Source organism: Brachybacterium hainanense (genome assembly GCF_042434575.1).
GTDB classification, from domain to species: Bacteria; Actinomycetota; Actinomycetes; order Actinomycetales; family Dermabacteraceae; genus Brachybacterium; species Brachybacterium hainanense.
In genome coordinates, this window is record NZ_JBHLSV010000011.1 from 1 (window position 1) to 15,961 (window position 15,961).

Consider the following 15,961-nt stretch of genomic DNA (forward strand, 5'->3'; position numbering starts at 1 on the left):
AGCAGGCGCCGCGGTCGGCGCGGTCGGTCGCAGCGCCGGGGACGGGGCGGCGGGCGCCGGCCCGCTGAGGGGAGCCGCGCCGACGGAGCCGGGGGAGGCGGGCTCGAGCTCGGGAGCACCGTCCGGGACGAGGCCCTCGGGATCGACGTCGCCCTGTGCGCCCCCGTACCCGTCCTTGCCGTAGCCGCTGTACCCGTAGCGGTCGTAGCCGCCGTAGCCGTACTCGGCGTCGCCGTAGGCGATGCGGTTCAGGCGGCTGTTCGAGGTGCGGTTGAAGACGATGCCGTAGAGCTTGCCGTCCACCCCGCGGATCGCGTCGATCGCCCGGCCCAGCCCGATCACACGGGTGCGGCCGGCGACGGCGACGATGATGGCGCCGTCGACATGGCGGGAGAGCAGCTGGGCATCGGTCACGGCCAGCACCGGCGGGGCGTCGATGATCACGAAGTAGTGGCGGGAGAGCTCCGCGATGAGCTCGTGCATGCGCCGCGAGCCCAGCAGCTCCGAGGGGTTCGGAGGGACCTGTCCCGCTGGGAGGATCGACAGGCCGCGGGTCTTCAGCGCCTGCATCGCGTCCTCGAGGGTGACCGCTCCGGCGAGCACCTGGGCGAGGCCCACGGAGCCGTCGATCCCGAACTCCTTCGCGACCATGGGGCGACGCAGATCGGCGTCGATGAGCAGGGTGGGCTGTCCGGCGCGGGCCATCACCCGGGCCAGGTTCGCGGACACCGTGGACTTGCCCTCCCCGGGGGCGCTCGAGGTCACGACGATCGAGCGGGGCGGGTTGTCGACGTCGACGTAGCGCAGGTTCGTGCGCAGCTTGCGGATCGCCTCGCGGGCCGCGAAGCCCGTGGGCTCGCCGAGCCGGCCGTCCTTGTTCCGGGAGAGGTCCTTGTCCTCGGGCAGGGTGCCCAGCAGCGGTGCGTCGGTGACGGCGGCGAGGTCCTTGAGCGTGCGCACCCGGCTGTCGTTGCGGTCCCGGATCCACGCGATCACCAGGGCGAGCAGCACGCCGGCGGCGAGGCCCGCGGCCAGGTACACCTTCCGGTCCGGGGACACCGGGGCACCGGGCACGAGCGCGTTCTGATACGGGACGAGCTTGACGGTGACGGCGGCGTCGGAGTTCCCGCCCGTCTCGAGGGAGAGCGCCTCCTCCGCGGTCGCCTCCACCGCGGCGTTGGCGATGTCGGAGGCCTCCTGCGGACTTCCCGCGGAGGCGGTGACCGTGATGATCGGGGCGTTCGGATCGAGGGTGGTCTGGAGGGAGCCGGCGACCGCGTCCGCGCTCTGCGACAGCCCCAGCTGGTCCACGACCCGCTGGCCCACCGCGCGGGTGTTGAACAGCGGAAGGTAGGACTGCGCCTTGGCGTACTGGAACTCCATGTTCCCGCTCGCCTGCGTGATCGGGTTGCCCTCTGCATCGATCTGGGCGCTCGCGGACACATACCCCAGAGCGCTCGCGGTGTAGACGCGGGGCTGCGTGAACGAGAGCCCGATGCCGGCGGCGGCGCCGATCACGGCGACCACGATGATCAGCAGCGCATTGCGCAGCAGCATCCGGAGGAAGTCTTCAATGGTCACCGAGTAGCACCGATCGTGAGGCAGCAGAGAACACAGTCATGGTCATCCTAGGATGGGGGCGCGGGTTACCGATGAGTAGAAGTCAGAAAGCGGTGCACACCTCGCCCGGCGTCGACGCTGGTCACGGCCCCGCCGCGCGGCTCGACGCCTCCCACGCCCCGCCCGTGACCAGATCGCAACCTCCCCCGGACGCCGCAGAAGCCCCCGACGGCACCCCCCGCCGCCCGCAGGGCATCCACGGGCGCGATCATGATGTCATCCCCGGAGCCGGTGCGTCCACGGCAGCGGCGGCATCGGCGCGGATGACGGCCAGGACCTCGTCCCGGACGCGCTCCATGGTCGAGGCGACCGCGGCCTCCACGTTCAGGCGCAGCAGCGGCTCCGTGTTCGAGGAGCGCAGGCTGAACCACCATCGCTCCTCCGGCGGCGCCTCGTCGTCCCAGCACGCCACCGTCATCCCGTCGAGGTCATCGACCTCCAGGACGTCCCCCGCCGCCTCCGCCATGGCGAGCATGTGCGCACGCACCGCCTCCCGCGAGGCGGCGGCATCGACGACCCTCGAGTTGATCTCCCCGCTCGCGGCATACGGATCGTGCCGGGCCACCAGCGCGGACGCCGGACCGTCGAACTCCCGCAGAGCCGCCAGCACATGCAGCGCCGCCAGCATCCCGGAGTCGGCGAAGAAGAAGTCCCGGAAATAGTAATGCGCCGAATGCTCCCCGCCGAAGACCGCATTCTCCCGCGCCATGAGCTCTTTGATCAGCGAATGCCCCACCTGCGACCGGATCCGGCGCCCGCCGGCCTCCTCGATCGCTTCCTGCACGTGGCGGGAGGACACCAGGTTCGCGACCACCGCCGGGGACTCCTCCCCCGCCGCCCGGGCACGGGCGATCTCCCGCTCGGCGATCAGCGCCGTGATCGTCGATGCCGGCACCGCACGACCGGTCTCGTCCACCACGAAGCAGCGGTCGGCGTCTCCGTCGAACGCCAGCCCCAGATCCGCCCCCTCCGCCACGACGGCGGCCTGCAGGTCCCGCAGGTTCGCGGGGTCCAGCGGATTCGCCTCATGGTTCGGGAACGTGCCGTCGAGCTCGAAGAACAGGCCGATGACCTCGATGCCGCTCAGACGCTCCGCGAGCGGGGGCACCGTATGGCCGGCCATCGCGTTGGCGGCATCGACGACCACCCGCAGGGGGCGACCCTCGGGGATCGGGACCAGGCCGAGGACGGTCCCGAGGTACTCCTCGAGCGTGTCCAGCTCCTCGCGACGCCCACCGGGCACCGCCGGGATCTCCCCCGCGTCCAGGTACGCCTCGGCCCGGGCCTGGATCGCGGCGAGCCCGGTATCCCGGCTGATCGGCTTCGCTCCCGCCCGGCACAGCTTGATCCCGTTGTCGGGGGCCGGGTTGTGCGAGGCCGTGAACATCGCCCCCGCCGCCCGGTGCACGCCGCTCGCGCAGTACAGCTGATCCGTCGAGCTCAGACCGCTGAAGGCCACCACCGCGCCCCGCAGGGCGGCGCCGTCGGCGAACGCGTCCGACAGCGCCGGCGAGGACAGCCGCATGTCATGGGCGAGGATCAGCCTGGTCGCACCGAGGTGGTCCGCCGCTGCTGCACCGAGGGCACGGGCGACCTCCTCGGTCAGCTGGACCCCGGCGACGCCGCGGATGTCATAGGCCTTGACGATCCCGGACAGATCGGCTGGACCGGAGGCGAGGTGGGGCACGGATTCTCCTGATCACACGCTGGTGGCGACGGGCCTCTCCCCGACAGCCCTCGAGAGATGCGGCAGATCCCGGAGGGGACGGCCGCGGCTCCGCCAGGCTATCGACGAATCCCGGGGGGACCCGGTGCCGGCGGGAGCGCGCCGGGGTGAACGACGGGGTGGATTCCCGTGCACCCGGCGTGCAGGGGCCAGGGCCTCCCCCCGCGCCGCGGTGCACGAGGCGGCATCGAGCCCCTCACCGGATGCGGTACGCCGTCGCCTCCGCCGCGGCGACCTCCAGGGTGATCTCCGCGCCCGGCCGCAGTCCGAGCTCCGTCACGGCGTGCGGCAGGACATCCGCGAACAACCCCTCGGTGCGCACCCGCACCAGATCGCCCAGCGGCTCGAGGGCCAGGACCCGCCGGGGCAGCCTCGCAGAGCGCTCTGCCGCAGGCTCGCTCCCGGCACGGCCTCCCGCGGCGGCGCCCTCTGCCGCTCCGCCCGCGAGGACCGTCACGGCGGAGGGCCGCAGCACGAGGTGCGTCTCATCCCCTTCGCCGATCGCCTCGGCCGCGGTCGCCGGGATCCGCTCCCCGCCGCTCAGCCGCACCCCGCCGCCGTCCCATCGGCCGCGCAGCAGGTTCAGGCCCGCGAATCGCGCCGCGAAGACGCTGCGCGGACGGGCCAGGAGCTCCGCGGTCGGGCCCTCCTGGACCAGCCGTCCGTCCTCGAGCACCGCGATCCGGTCCGCGAGCGTCACCGCATCGAGCACGTCATGCGTGACGATCACCGCGGTGCGCCCGGCGAGGAAGCGTCCCAGCAGCTCCCGCAGGGCAGGGGCCACGTCGACGTCGAGCGCGGCCATCGGCTCGTCCAGCAGCAGCAGGCGCGGATCCGCCGCGAGCGCCCGGGCGATCGCGACCCGCTGCGCCTGCCCGCCGGAGAGCTGCGCGGGACGCCGCCGCGCGAGCGGGGCGAGGCCGACCTCCTCGAGCCGATGCTCCGCGACCGCTCGCGCCCGTCCCCGCGGCACCCCCTGCGCACGCAGCGGGAACATGATGTTGCCCAGCACGGTCCGATGCGGGAACAGCACCGGATCCTGGGTCAGGGTCGTCACCCCCCGGGCATGCGGGGGGACGTGGACGCCGTCCGCGGCGAGGAGGCGTCCGTCCAGCAGGATCCGGCCCCCGACGGGATGCAGCGTCCCCGCGATGAGCGACAGGAGCGTCGACTTCCCCGCGCCGTTGGGGCCCACGACCGCGAGGGTCTCCCCCGTCGCGACCTCGAGCGATACGTCCAGCCCCCGCTCGGGGACCGTGGCCCGCACGGACAGGCTCATGCCGGGAGCCTTCTGCGGGCGAGGGCGATGACCAGCATCGCGACGACCATGAGCACGAAGGACAGCGCGACCGCGGCCTGCGGATCGCCCTCGCGCTGGAGGTAGATCTCCAGCGGCAGCGTGCGGGTGGTGCCCTGCAGGCTGCCGGCGAAGGTGATGGTCGCGCCGAACTCGCCGAGGGCCCGGGCGAAGGACAGCACCGTGCCGGAGGCGAGCGCCGGCAGCACGAGCGGCAGCGTCACCTGCATCAGCACGCGCGACGGACTCGCCCCGAGGGACGCCGCCGCGGCCTCGTACCGGGTGCCTGCGGTCTGCAGCGCTCCCTCGAGGCTGATCACCAGGAACGGCAGCGCCACGAAGGTCTGCGCGATCACCACCGCGGCGCTCGAGAACGCGATCTGCAGGCCGAAGGCCTCCAGGTGGCGGCCCAGCAGACCCTGCCGTCCGAAGGTGTACAGCAGCGCGATGCCGCCGACCACGGGCGGGAGCACGAGCGGGATCAGGACCAGGGCGCGCAGCAGGCCCAGGCCGGGCAGGCGGGTGCGCGCCAGGACGAGCGCCATCGGGACCCCGAGCAGCACGCACAGCAGCGCCGCGGTCCCGGAGGTGAGCAGGCTCAGCCGCAGCGCGGCGAGGGCGGAGTCGCTCGAGATCAGCGCCCAGAAGTCGGCCCAGCGCACGCGCGAGGCCATCGCCGCGAGCGGGGCGAGCACGAACAGGGCACCCAGCAGCGCAGGGAGCAGCACCCAGCGAGGCAGCGTCCTCATCTCAGGGCCTGGTGAAGCCGTGCTCGCCGAGCACCGCCTGCCCTGTCTCGCCGGTCACGAGATCCACGAACTCCTGGCCCAGCTCCGGGTCCGCGGCTCCCCGGAGGGTCACGATCGGATAGGTGTTCACGGCGGCGGCGGATTCGGGGAAGGCGAGCCCCTCGACGGCGTCGCCGGCCTTCTGCACGTCGGTGACGTAGACGAGGCCCGCATCGGCCTCGCCGCTGGTGACCTTGTTCAGCACGTCGGTCACCGACTGCTCCTCGCTGACCGGGGCGAGGTCCACGCCCGCGGCCTCCTCGACCTTCGCGGTCGCGGCGCCGCAGGGGACCTCCGGCGCGCAGATCACCAGGTTCAGTCCCGGGCCTGCGAGGGAGGCGAGGCCCGTGACCCCGGCCGGATTCCCGGCGGGAACGGCGATCATGAGCGTGTTGGAGGTGAAGTCCACCGGATCGGTGCCCTGCATCTCCTCCTCGGCCAGCGCGTCCATGGTCCTCGCGTCCGCGGAGGCGAACACGTCCGCCGGGGCGCCCTGCCGGATCTGCTCGAGGAGCGTCGAGGATCCTGCGAAGCTGAACTCGACCTCGACGCCGTCGTGCGAGGCCTCGAACTCCTCCCCCAGCTCCTCGAAGGGCTCCTGGAGGGAGGCGGCCGCGTAGACGGTGAGGACGGTCTCGGCGCGACCGGGACCGTCCGATGCGGACGTCGCCTCACCACCGGGGCCGGCGCAGCCCGCGGCCCCGAGGACGAGAGCCAGCGCGGCGGCGGTACGACGGACGGCAGCGCCGCGGCGCTCGGAGACGCGAGGGACGACGACGGGACGGAGGAAGGCGCGGAGCCGGGCGGAGGGGAGCTGCGCGGCGGGCGGGTGCCCCTCCTGCCTCGCGGAGAGCGCAGCTCTCATGCCCGGCTCCCGGACTCGACGACGGCCGGGCCCGGCGCTTCGATGACGACCTGGGTCGCCTTCACCATGGCTCTCGCGACCGTGCCCGGCTCGAGCCCGAGCTCGCGCGCCGCCTCGCTGCTCATGAGCGAGACGACCCGCAGCGGGCCGCACTGCATCTCGACCTGCGCCATGACCGTGTCCAGGACGACCCTCGTCACGAGGCCGACGAACTGGTTGCGGGCGGAGGACAGGCCGCCGCCGTCCAGCTGCGGGGTCACCGCGTTCTCCCGGGCCAGTCGGGCCACGTCGAGGCCCTCGAGGACGGTCCGCCCGGAGGCGTCGGTCGCGGCCTCGAGCCGCCCCTTCTCGATCCACCGGCGCACGGTGTCATCGCTGACCCCGAGGAAGGCCGCGGCATCTCTCACCCGAATCTGCGTCACGAAGCTGAGTCTAGAGACGCAGATGCGTGCAGGGAAGGGACCTCGGTCCTCGGGCGCGGACGCGTGACGAGCGGCGCCGCGGAAGGGGCGGCAGGGAAGGCCGGAACGCCCGGACCGGTGCGCGCTGTCGGCGCGAGCGCAATGACGGCGCGGTTCCGCGATGACGGCGCGGTTCCGCGACGACGAGGCTGCGCACGAGGCGAGGGTCCCCGCAGGATCACCTCTCCCGACGAGGGTCTCCGGAGCGGCGTCCCTCCCCGGGGCAGATCCCCTGAGGCGACGAGCTTCCCGAGTCGGCGCCGAGAGGGAGGCCGGGACCTGCCCCGGGAACGAAGGGGCTCCCGTTCAGGATCTTCCGGACCACCGAGCCCGTCCCCCGCCGATCCGGGAAGCGAAGGGGCCTCCGGAGAACTGGTACATGACGTACATCATGTACGCGTCCTGCCGAAGCACCTTCCCTCTCCGTCCCGGTCCGATCGCAGGCATCGGCCGAGCCCCGGGTACCCGACCGATCCATGCCCGGCGGCGATGTGCCGGACCGATCAGCGCGCGTTGAGGTACCGCTGGAGCTGCTTGACCGTCGCGGAGTCGTCGCGGAAATCGCGGGCGCCGTTGCGGTGCGCACCGACCGCATCCTGCACCTTCCGCGTCGTCTCCGGGCCGATCTTGCCGTCGACCCCGGCGCCGACCTTCGACTGCAGCGCGCGGACGTCCGAGCGCGACAGCGAGCCGTCCTGGGAGACGCCGATCCACGCCTGCACGGCGCGCGTGGTCCTCGGCCCGAACTTCCCATCCACGGCGAGGTCCGCAGAGGAGCTCGAACCACCGGAGGAGCCGGTCGAGGAGCCCTTCTGCCCGGTGTTGAGGAAGGTCTGCAGGGCCTTCACGGTCGAGGAGCTGGTGCGGAAGTCACGGGCGCCGTTCTGCGGGGCGCCGATCGCGGCCTGCAGCTTGCGGGTCGTCTCCGGGCCGATCTTCCCGTCCGCATCCGCGCCGATCTTCGACTGCAGCGCCCGGATGTCCGAGCGCGACAGCGAGCCGTCCTGCGAGACACCCACCCACTTCTGCAGGGCGCGGGTGCTGGCGGGGCCGAACTTCCCGTCGACCGCGAGCTTCGCGGAGCTGCTCGAGCCGCCGGAGCTCGAGCCGCCGGAGGAGGAGCCGCCCGGCTGGGCGTTGCGGTCCGCGCCGCCGTTCTCCTTCGTCAGGCCTGCGCGCTTGCTGCACACCGGCCAGGCGCCCGGCCCCTGCTGGGCGAGGGTGCGCTGGGCGACGGCGATCTGCTCCGCCTTGGACGCCTTGTCGGCGGTGGAGGCGTACTCGGTGCCGCCGAAGGCCCGCCAGGTCGACTTCGAGAACTGCAGGCCGCCGTAGTAGCCGTTGCCCGTGTTGATCGACCAGTCGCCGCCGGACTCGCACTGGGCGACCCTGTCCCAGACGGTGCCATCGGCCTGGGCGGCCGTGGTGCCGGCGACGCTCAGGCCGGCGGCGACGAGGGCGCCGCCGGTCACGGCCGCGAGCTTCGAGAACACGCGGGCGCCGCGGAACAGGACGGCGCCGCCCTCGGCGCGGTGGGTGTTCGTGCGGGGGGCGGTGATCGCCATGGGGACTCCTCGGTCGGGCGGGGACAGGGCCGATGCCACGCCGACCAGGTATCCGAGCGCACGGGATCTCCCGCGCGCGACGGCGGACAGCGCGTTCCCACGGTGACGCACCGCTCGTGCCGCGTCACGCGATCCGGCGAAGTCCAGCCCCGCGCTTTGCCGAAGCTTTGCGACCGCGGCGGGCGTGTCGCCGCACGGGAGCGCCCGGCGCGGATCAGCGGGGGATGTTCCGCAGGTTCGTCGAGGCCATGTCGAGCATCTTCCCCACGCCGCCGGCGAGGACCACCTTGGTCGAGGCCATCGCGAAGCCGCGGATCTGCTGTGCGGTGATCTTGGGCGGCATCGACAGGGCATGAGGATCGGTGACGACGTCCACGAGCACCGGTCCAGGCGTCTTCAGCGCCTTCGCCAGCTCGCCGCGCAGCCGCTTCGGATCGGTGATGCGCACCGAGGGGATGCCGGCGCCCTGCGCGATCGCGGCGAAGTCCACGGGTGCATGGTCGGTCTCGTGGTCGGGGATGCCCTCGACCAGCATCTCGAGCTTCACCATGCCCAGGCTCGAGTTGTTGAAGACGATGATCTTCGTGTCCAGGTCGTGCAGGCGCACCGTGAGCAGCTCGCCCATGAGCATGCCGAGGCCCCCGTCGCCGGACAGAGAGATCACCTGCCGGCCCGGGTGCGAGGCGGAGGCGCCGATCGCCTGCGGCAGCGCGTTCGCCATGGTCCCGTGGTGCCAGGAGCCGAACACGCGGCGCTTCCCGTTGGGGGTGATGTAGCGGGCCGCCCACACGTTGCACATCCCGGTGTCCACCGTGAACACCGCGTCCTCGGCCGCGAGGTCGTCGAGGGTCGCGGCCACGAACTCAGGATGGATGGGCTTCATCCTCTCGACGTTCTTCGTGTACGCGGAGACCACCCCGGCGAGCGCCTTGTGGTGGGCCTTCAGCTGCCGGGCCAGGAAGCGGTTGTCGCGCTTCTCCGCGATCCGCGGCAGCACCTGCTGCAGGGTGAGGGCCACGTCGCCGTGCAGCGCGAGGTCCAGCGGCACACGGCGTCCCAGCCGGGAGGCGTCCTGGTCGACCTGCACGATCTTCGCGCCCTCGCCGCCGGGCAGGAACTCGGTGTAGGGGAAGTCGGTGCCCAGCAGCAGGACCAGGTCCGCCTCATGCATCGCCTCGTAGCAGGCGCCGTAGCCCAGCAGCCCGCTCATGCCCACGTCGAAGGGATTGTCGTACTGGATCCACTCCTTCCCGCCGAAGGCATGGCCGATGGGCGCCTTGATCTTCGCGGCGAGCTCGAGCACCTCCTCGCGGGCGCCCTCGACGCCGGCTCCGGCGAAGAGGGTGACGGTGCGGGCCTGGTCGATGAGCCGGGCGAGCTCCTCGATGCGGGACTGCGCCGGGAGGACCCGGCCCAGCTCGAGGGCGAGGTCCTTGGTCAGCGGGCCCTCGACCTCCTCATCGGCCACGTCGCCGGGCAGGACCAGGACGGACACGCCCCTCTTCGCGATCGCGGTCTGCGCGGCCACATGCAGCAGGGTCGCGCCGTGCGGACCGGAGTTCACCATCTCCGCGAAGTGCGAGCACTCCTGGAAGAGGATCTCCGGGTGCGTCTCCTGGAAGAAGCCGGTGCCGATCTTGGAGCTCGGGATGTGGGAGGCGATCGCGAGGACGGGCGCCCCGTCGCGGTGCGCGTCGAACAGACCCTGGATCAGATGCGTGTTCCCGGGGCCGCAGGAGCCCGCGCAGACGGCGAGCTTCCCCGTCAGCCGGGCCTCCGCACCGGCGGCGAACGCGGCGGCCTCTTCGTTGCGCACATGCACCCAGTCGATACCCTCCGTGGTGCGGACCGCGTCGACGACCGGGTTCAGCGAGTCGCCGACCAGGCCGTAGATGCGCTCCACCCCCATATCGCGCAGCTGGGTGACGAGCAGTCGGGCGAGCGAGGTCCGGGCCATGAGGTCCTCCTGAGGATGAGGATGTGCGAGCCGGCGCCCCGGGGGCGGAGCGCCCGTGATGGCTCCACGCTATGCCTCCCCGGAGACCGGCGGGAGGCCCGGCCGGCGCCGTCGAGACCCAGCAGACACGAGGCGGGCCGATGGATCGTTCCAGGGCAGGAGGATCGTTCCCGGGCGGGCGTCGGGCAGGACCGGATACGGTTCCGCCATGGATGCGAGCACGATGTGGCCGGAACCCCTGCGGGACGTGGATCGCAGCGACGATGCCCTGCGCGCCTGGGTCGCCGAGCGGATCCACCGCCTCGACGCGGACGGCCGCCGCAGCGCGGACACGCACCTCGTGCGTCTGGACCTGCCGACCAGCTGGGACATCCAGCTGTACCTCAAGGACGAGTCCACCCACGCCTCCGGCAGCCTCAAGCACCGCCTGGCCCGCTCGCTGTTCCTGTTCGCACTGGTGGGCGGGACGCTGCGGCCCGGCATGCCGGTGATCGAGGCGAGCTCCGGCTCCACCGCGGTGAGCGAGGCGCACGTGGCACGGATGCTGGACATCCCCTTCATCGCCGTGGTCCCCCGCGGCACCAGCGCACGCAAGATCGCGCTGATCGAGGCCGCGGGCGGCCGCTGCCACGTGGTGGAGGACGCCGCGTCGATGGCCTCGGAGGCGCGGCGCCTGGCGCAAGAGCGGGGCGGGCTGTTCATGGACCAGTTCACCTATGCCGAGCGCGCCACCGACTGGCGCGGGAACAACTCGATCGCGGTGAGCGCCCTGGCGCAGATGGAGCTCGAGCCGCACCCCGTGCCGCGCTGGATCGTGGTCGGCGCCGGCACCGGCGGGACGAGCGCGACCTTCGGCCGCCTGCTGCGCTATCGCCGGCTCCCCACCTCGCTGTGCGTCGCCGACGTCGAGAACTCCGCCTTCTTCGAGGGCTGGGTGCACGGCGATGCGACCGTCACCACCGGCAGGGGCTCCCGGATCGAGGGGATCGGTCGCCCACGGGTGGAGCCGAGCTTCGTCCCCGGCGTCGTCGACCGGATGATCTCGGTCCCGGACGCGGCCTCGGTCGCGGCGGCCCGCTTCCTCTCCGAGCGCCTGGGCCGGCGGGTGGGAGCGTCCACGGGGACGAACCTGGTCGCGGCCGCACAGCTGATCACGCGCATGCGGGAGCGGGGCGAGACCGGATCGGTCCTCACGCTGCTGTGCGATCCCGGGGATCGCTACACGGACACCTACTTCGAGGACGGATGGGTCGCCGAGCAGGGCTGGGACCTCGACCCGTGGCGGGCGGCGCTCGAGCGCGCCCTGCCGATCGGGGCGCGCTGAAGCCGTCCCCGCGCAGTGGGTGGGGCAGGACAGCTCCGCCCCGCCGCGCGCGGCGTGACTCCGCCGGGCAGCAGGCAGGGCGCTCCCGAATGCGTCGTCACAGCTGCGGCAGCAGGTGCTCCCAGATCGCGCGGAGGATGTCCTGGGTGGGGCTGTCCTCGTGGCGGGAGGAGACGGTCACCACCGCGCCCTGCTCGGGCAGGACGACGAGGAACTGGCCGTAGGCGCCATCGGCCCGCCAGGCGCCCTCGGGAGTACACCGCCAGACGCCCCAGCCGTACTGACGGTTCTCCGGATCGGCGTCTCCGGTGGACACCCACGCCGCCTCCGCGTGCAGGCGGTCGATCCACGATCCGGGGACCAGCTGCTGCGACGCGCCGTCGGCCCCACCGCCGACCCCGCTCCACGTACCGCGCGCCAGCAGGAGCGCGCCGATCCGGGCCATATCCCCGCTGCGCAGATGCAGCCCGGTCGCTCCCCAGGTGCTCCCGTCCACGGTCGTGTGCCACTGCGGGTTCACGATCCCGAGCGGCTCGAACAGGCGCGGCATCAGGTAGTCGCGCAGGGTCAGGCCCGACCGCGCCTCGACGACGCGGGCGAGCATGTGCACCCCGCCGTTGGAATACACGAAGCGGCTGCCCGGCTCGTGCTCGACATCGGCCCCGAGGAACAGGGCCGCCGGGTCCGGGTCGTCGCGCTCCTCCTGCTCGAACATGAGCACGGGGCTACCTCCGGTCATGCTCAGCAGATGCCGCAGCCGGATCCTGTCCACGCCCTCGCCCAGCGCCTCCCGCGGCAGATCGCTCATCCCGTCGAGATGATCGACCAGCAGGTCGTCGGGAGCGAGCAGGCCCTCCTCCGCGGCGATCCCGACGCCCAGCGCGGTGACCGTCTTCGAGACCGAGTAGACGTTCTCGACGGTGTCCTCGACGAATCGGTGGACCGCATCGGCCTTCTCCGGCGTGCCGGCGCGGTGCACGTGGATCGCCCGCACCCCCAGGCCCTGTCGCCCGACCGCCTCCACGAGGGGTCCGAGGTGGACCTGGGTGCCATCACCGTCCGGATGTCTCGACGTTCCGCTCATGGACATCAGCCTACGGGCGGATGGCGCAGGCCACACCGGTGTCATAGGGTCGGCTCAGCCCGCGGGGGACCTCCGGGCACGGCACCGCGCCCCGGCTGACCTGGGCGTCGATGAAGGGGACTCATGGAAACGATCCGCCGCTACGTCTTCCCGATCGTCTGGATGGCGATCTTCGCGCTCATCGCCCTGGCGCTGGGGAAGATGGCCTTCTTCTCCGGCGGGGAGGGCATCGCCCAGCCCGGCGACGAGATCACCCCGAACGTGTCCTTCGACGAGTACGCGATGGTGCCCGCGCAGCGCGGCGACATCGCCTCCGTGCTCGAGCTGGCCGGGACGGTCCGCGCCGACGAGGGGGAGAAGATCGTCGCGGCCGATGCCGGTGAGATCAACAAGATCTGGGTCGAGGACGGGGACAGGATCGAGGAGGGCGCCCGCGTCCTCCAGGTCCGCGTCGCCCAGGAGCCCGAGGCCCCCGCCCCGGCCGCGCCCGAGCTCGACGAGAACGGGCAGCCGCTGCCGGCCCCGGAGCCCGAGGAGCAGGAGACGAAGTACCGCTACTACACGCTGCACGCGAAGGACTCCGGCACCGTCGAGGACCTGGGCGTCACCGTGGGCCAGCAGCTGAGCGTCGGCGACCAGGTCGGCATGCTGTCCCCCGGCACCTACTCGATCGTCGCGGACCTCACCCCGGAGCAGCAGCTCAGCCTGCTGGACCTCGAGGTGAAGGCGACCGCGGCCCTGCCCACGGCCGCGGAGCCGATCGTCTGCGAGGGCTCGAGCATCGACGAGAAGCAGGGCGGCGGCGAGAGCCCCCGGCCCACGGGCGGCGAGGAGGGCATGGGAGAGATCGATCCCGCGGCCGAGACCCCCGCCGCCGCCTCCGCGCAGCTGCTGTGCCCCGTGCCGGACGGCACGAAGATCGTGCCCGGCCTGTCGGTCGACGTGAGCGTCGACCTGGGGTCGCGCACCGGCGTGCTCACGGTGCCCACCACCGCGGTGGAGGGCGAGCTGGCGGACGGCGCGGTCTACCTGCTCGATCCGGCCACCGGGGAACCGGTGCGCACCGAGGTGGTGCTGGGCCTGCGCGGCGACGGGATCGTGGAGATCGCCGAGGGGCTCGAGGAGGGCCAGGAGGTCCTCCAGTTCGTGCCGGGCGTCGACAACCCCGAGGACGGGATGTACGGCGAGGGGATGGAGGTCTGGTGAGCGCCGCGCCCGCCGACCGGTCCACCCTTCTGCAGCTGCACGCCGTCACCCGCACCGTCCGCCTCCCCAGCCGCGAGGACCTCCACATCCTGCGGGGCGTCGACCTCACCGTCGACGTGGGCGAGCACGTGGCGGTCGTGGGCCGCTCCGGCTCCGGGAAGTCGACCCTGCTGAACCTGCTGGGCCTCATCGACCGGCAGACCACCGGGCAGATCCTCTTCGACGGCGTCGAGACGACCCGCCTGTCCGACCGTCGCCGCGCCCGCATGCGAGGACGCTCCATCGGCTTCGTCTTCCAGCAGTTCAACCTGCTCGAGGGGCGCACCGCGCTGGAGAACGTGATGATGCCGCTGATGTACGGGACCGCCGGCCAGTTCTGGCGCCGCGAGCGGACCGCCCTCGAGATGCTCGACCGGGTAGGGCTCGCCGATCGCGCCCACCAGAAGCCCGGACGCCTCTCCGGCGGCGAGCAGCAGCGCGTGGCCGTGGCCCGCGCTCTGGTCCGCCGCCCCCGCCTGATCCTGGCCGATGAGCCCACCGGCGCCCTCGACGTCACCACCGGCGAGGCCGTGATGGGCCTGCTCGACGAGATCGCGAAGGACTCCGAGGCCGCTCTCGTGACCATCACCCACGACCTGCAGGTCGCCGCCCGCTCCCAGCGCTCCTACCTGCTGGACGCGGGGGTGCTGCACGACGTCGACTCCGCCCACGCCCGCGAGGCGCTGCTGGCGACCTCCGGGATCCGCGAGGGCCGCGAGGCCGTCGCCGGGGAGGGGGCCGCCGCCGATGCGAGGACGGGAGCCGGTGCGTCCGCATCGGCGGGCCCCCGGGAGGCGATCGCATGACCGGGCTGATCGCCTCGGTCGTCGAGGCCTACGGCGAGCTGCGCGTCAACAAGGGGCGCATCATGCTCTCCCTCATCGGCGTGGCCTTCAGCGTGTTCGCGCTGACCGCGGTGCTGGGCGCGGGCGGGATGCTGTCGGCCTCCGTCGAGCAGTCCGTGGAGACCTATGCCGGGCGCCCCACCGTGCTGTCGGTGATGTCGACCAGCGGCGGCGAGGAGGTGACCGCGCAGGAGAAGGATGCGCACGTGCTCGGCGAGATCGACCGGCTCGGCATCGACCAGCGCACCCGCTACACGAATCTCGGCCTGCGGTACCAGACAACCTCCGGGGTGCGCAGCGTGCAGGTCACGGCCGTGGATCCGGCCTACGCGACCATGTACCGGCTCCGACCGGAGCAGGGCCGCTGGCTCGCGGACTCCGATTCCCGGCGCCTGGCGCCCGCGGTGGTCATCAACGCCGAGATGTGGGAGCTGCTGGGCCGGCCGGAGGTGGGCGGCTCCACCATCACCCTGCTCGCCCAGGTCGGCCAGGAGAGCGCGGAGGTGCTCGTCGTCGGCGTCCTGCCCGCCCCGGAGGGGGTCGGCATGGAGGGCGCGATGCTGTACACGCCCCGGGAGTCGGCGCTCGAGCTGCCCGGCCTGCAGGAGAGCGATCTCGCCTACGGCGAGTACCGGATCTGGGTTCCCCCGGAGTCGGCCGATGCGGTCACCGCGCGGCTGGGCTCCGCCCTGCGCGAGACCCCGGTCGGCAGCTTCGAGGTGTACAGCATGGGCTTCGACGACATGTCCGCCTTCGACGCGCTGAAGACGGCGATCATCGTGATCGCCCTGGTGATCCTGCTGCTGGGCGCCCTGGGCCTGGTGAACATCTCCCTGGTGACGGTGCGGTACCGGGTGCGGGAGATCGGGATCCGCCGCTCCTACGGGGCGACGGGCGCGCGCGTGTTCATGGGCGTGCTGATGGAGTCCGTGGTCGCGACCGTGCTCGCCGGGGCGGTCGGCGTGGGCGGGGCGGTCGCCCTGGTCCGGGCGCCGTTCACGCAGGACGCGTTCCGGACCATGGGGCTGGTGGACCTGCCGCCCTTCCCCGTCTCCGCGGTGGTCATCGGGCTGGTCGCGGCGACGGCGGTCGGCATCCTCGCCGGGGCGCTGCCCGCGCTCATCGCGACCCGGATCAAGGTCATCGACGCGATCCGGTCGTAGACGCGATCCGGACATCGACGG

13 protein-coding genes are annotated in these 15,961 nt (G+C 72.6%); 4 read left to right on the forward strand and 9 right to left on the reverse strand.

The features are described from left to right. The 8 genes from ACFFF6_RS10415 to ACFFF6_RS10450 form a co-directional block, all read right to left on the reverse strand. Positions 1-1,581 (reverse strand): tyrosine-protein kinase domain-containing protein (locus tag ACFFF6_RS10415; protein ID WP_376980392.1); only part of this gene is annotated, 1,581 nt, incomplete at its 3' end. Positions 1,582-1,828: 247 nt separating this feature from the next. Then, positions 1,829-3,307, reverse strand: coding sequence for a phosphohexomutase domain-containing protein (locus ACFFF6_RS10420; protein WP_376980394.1), 1,479 nt, complete (start codon positions 3,305-3,307; stop codon positions 1,829-1,831). A gap of 235 nt (positions 3,308-3,542) precedes the next feature. Then, positions 3,543-4,625, reverse strand: coding sequence for a sulfate/molybdate ABC transporter ATP-binding protein (locus tag ACFFF6_RS10425; RefSeq protein ID WP_376980396.1), 1,083 nt, complete (start codon positions 4,623-4,625; stop codon positions 3,543-3,545). Continuing rightward, on the reverse strand, positions 4,622-5,392 hold the full coding sequence (locus tag ACFFF6_RS10430) for an ABC transporter permease (RefSeq protein WP_376980398.1): 771 nt from the start codon (positions 5,390-5,392) through the stop codon (positions 4,622-4,624). Before ACFFF6_RS10430 ends, ACFFF6_RS10425 begins: the two co-directional genes overlap by 4 nt. A gap of 1 nt (position 5,393) precedes the next feature. Then, complete coding sequence (gene modA, locus ACFFF6_RS10435; RefSeq protein ID WP_376980400.1) at positions 5,394-6,296, reverse strand: molybdate ABC transporter substrate-binding protein; 903 nt, start codon at positions 6,294-6,296, stop codon at positions 5,394-5,396. Then, complete coding sequence (locus tag ACFFF6_RS10440; protein ID WP_376980402.1) at positions 6,293-6,718, reverse strand: TOBE domain-containing protein; 426 nt, start codon at positions 6,716-6,718, stop codon at positions 6,293-6,295. The genes modA and ACFFF6_RS10440 overlap by 4 nt, the downstream gene beginning before the upstream one ends. A gap of 542 nt (positions 6,719-7,260) precedes the next feature. Further along, on the reverse strand, positions 7,261-8,322 hold the full coding sequence (locus ACFFF6_RS10445; protein WP_376980404.1) for a transglycosylase family protein: 1,062 nt from the start codon (positions 8,320-8,322) through the stop codon (positions 7,261-7,263). Positions 8,323-8,536: 214 nt separating this feature from the next. Next, positions 8,537-10,279 carry a pyruvate dehydrogenase gene (locus ACFFF6_RS10450; RefSeq protein ID WP_376980406.1) on the reverse strand — a complete coding sequence of 581 codons (1,743 nt, stop codon included), beginning with the start codon at positions 10,277-10,279 and terminating at the stop codon, positions 8,537-8,539. 208 nt (positions 10,280-10,487) lie between these two features. Between ACFFF6_RS10450 and ACFFF6_RS10455 the strand changes: the two genes are divergently transcribed. Further along, positions 10,488-11,603, forward strand: coding sequence for a PLP-dependent cysteine synthase family protein (locus tag ACFFF6_RS10455; RefSeq protein ID WP_376980408.1), 1,116 nt, complete (start codon positions 10,488-10,490; stop codon positions 11,601-11,603). A gap of 97 nt (positions 11,604-11,700) precedes the next feature. Here ACFFF6_RS10455 and ACFFF6_RS10460 read toward each other — a convergent pair whose 3' ends face one another. After that, on the reverse strand, positions 11,701-12,687 hold the full coding sequence (locus ACFFF6_RS10460; RefSeq protein ID WP_376980410.1) for a serine hydrolase domain-containing protein: 987 nt from the start codon (positions 12,685-12,687) through the stop codon (positions 11,701-11,703). 123 nt (positions 12,688-12,810) lie between these two features. Between ACFFF6_RS10460 and ACFFF6_RS10465 the strand changes: the two genes are divergently transcribed. From ACFFF6_RS10465 to ACFFF6_RS10475, 3 genes are read left to right on the forward strand one after another with little or no spacing between them, the layout of a single operon-like run. Then, complete coding sequence (locus ACFFF6_RS10465) at positions 12,811-13,893, forward strand: efflux RND transporter periplasmic adaptor subunit (RefSeq protein WP_376980412.1); 1,083 nt, start codon at positions 12,811-12,813, stop codon at positions 13,891-13,893. Continuing rightward, the gene (locus ACFFF6_RS10470; protein ID WP_376980414.1) at positions 13,890-14,738 is read left to right on the forward strand and encodes an ABC transporter ATP-binding protein; all 849 of its coding nucleotides are present in this window, start codon (positions 13,890-13,892) and stop codon (positions 14,736-14,738) included. Before ACFFF6_RS10465 ends, ACFFF6_RS10470 begins: the two co-directional genes overlap by 4 nt. Beyond that, positions 14,735-15,940 (forward strand): ABC transporter permease, encoded by a 1,206-nt coding sequence (locus ACFFF6_RS10475; RefSeq protein WP_376980416.1) that lies wholly within the window; start codon positions 14,735-14,737, stop codon positions 15,938-15,940. Before ACFFF6_RS10470 ends, ACFFF6_RS10475 begins: the two co-directional genes overlap by 4 nt. Positions 15,941-15,961 lie beyond the last annotated feature (21 nt).

What these genes read in the sequence shown, in the direction of transcription:
- ACFFF6_RS10455 (WP_376980408.1), top strand. Translation starts at nt 10,488, where the DNA reads ATGGATGCGAGCACGATGTGGCCGGAACCCCTGCGGGACGTGGATCGC.
- ACFFF6_RS10475 (WP_376980416.1), top strand. Translation starts at nt 14,735, where the DNA reads ATGACCGGGCTGATCGCCTCGGTCGTCGAGGCCTACGGCGAGCTGCGC.
- ACFFF6_RS10450 (WP_376980406.1), bottom strand. Translation starts at nt 10,279, where the DNA reads ATGGCCCGGACCTCGCTCGCCCGACTGCTCGTCACCCAGCTGCGCGAT.
- ACFFF6_RS10445 (WP_376980404.1), bottom strand. Translation starts at nt 8,322, where the DNA reads ATGGCGATCACCGCCCCCCGCACGAACACCCACCGCGCCGAGGGCGGC.
- ACFFF6_RS10465 (WP_376980412.1), top strand. Translation starts at nt 12,811, where the DNA reads ATGGAAACGATCCGCCGCTACGTCTTCCCGATCGTCTGGATGGCGATC.
- ACFFF6_RS10460 (WP_376980410.1), bottom strand. Translation starts at nt 12,687, where the DNA reads ATGAGCGGAACGTCGAGACATCCGGACGGTGATGGCACCCAGGTCCAC.
- modA (WP_376980400.1), bottom strand. Translation starts at nt 6,296, where the DNA reads ATGAGAGCTGCGCTCTCCGCGAGGCAGGAGGGGCACCCGCCCGCCGCG.
- ACFFF6_RS10425 (WP_376980396.1), bottom strand. Translation starts at nt 4,625, where the DNA reads ATGAGCCTGTCCGTGCGGGCCACGGTCCCCGAGCGGGGGCTGGACGTA.
- ACFFF6_RS10430 (WP_376980398.1), bottom strand. Translation starts at nt 5,392, where the DNA reads ATGAGGACGCTGCCTCGCTGGGTGCTGCTCCCTGCGCTGCTGGGTGCC.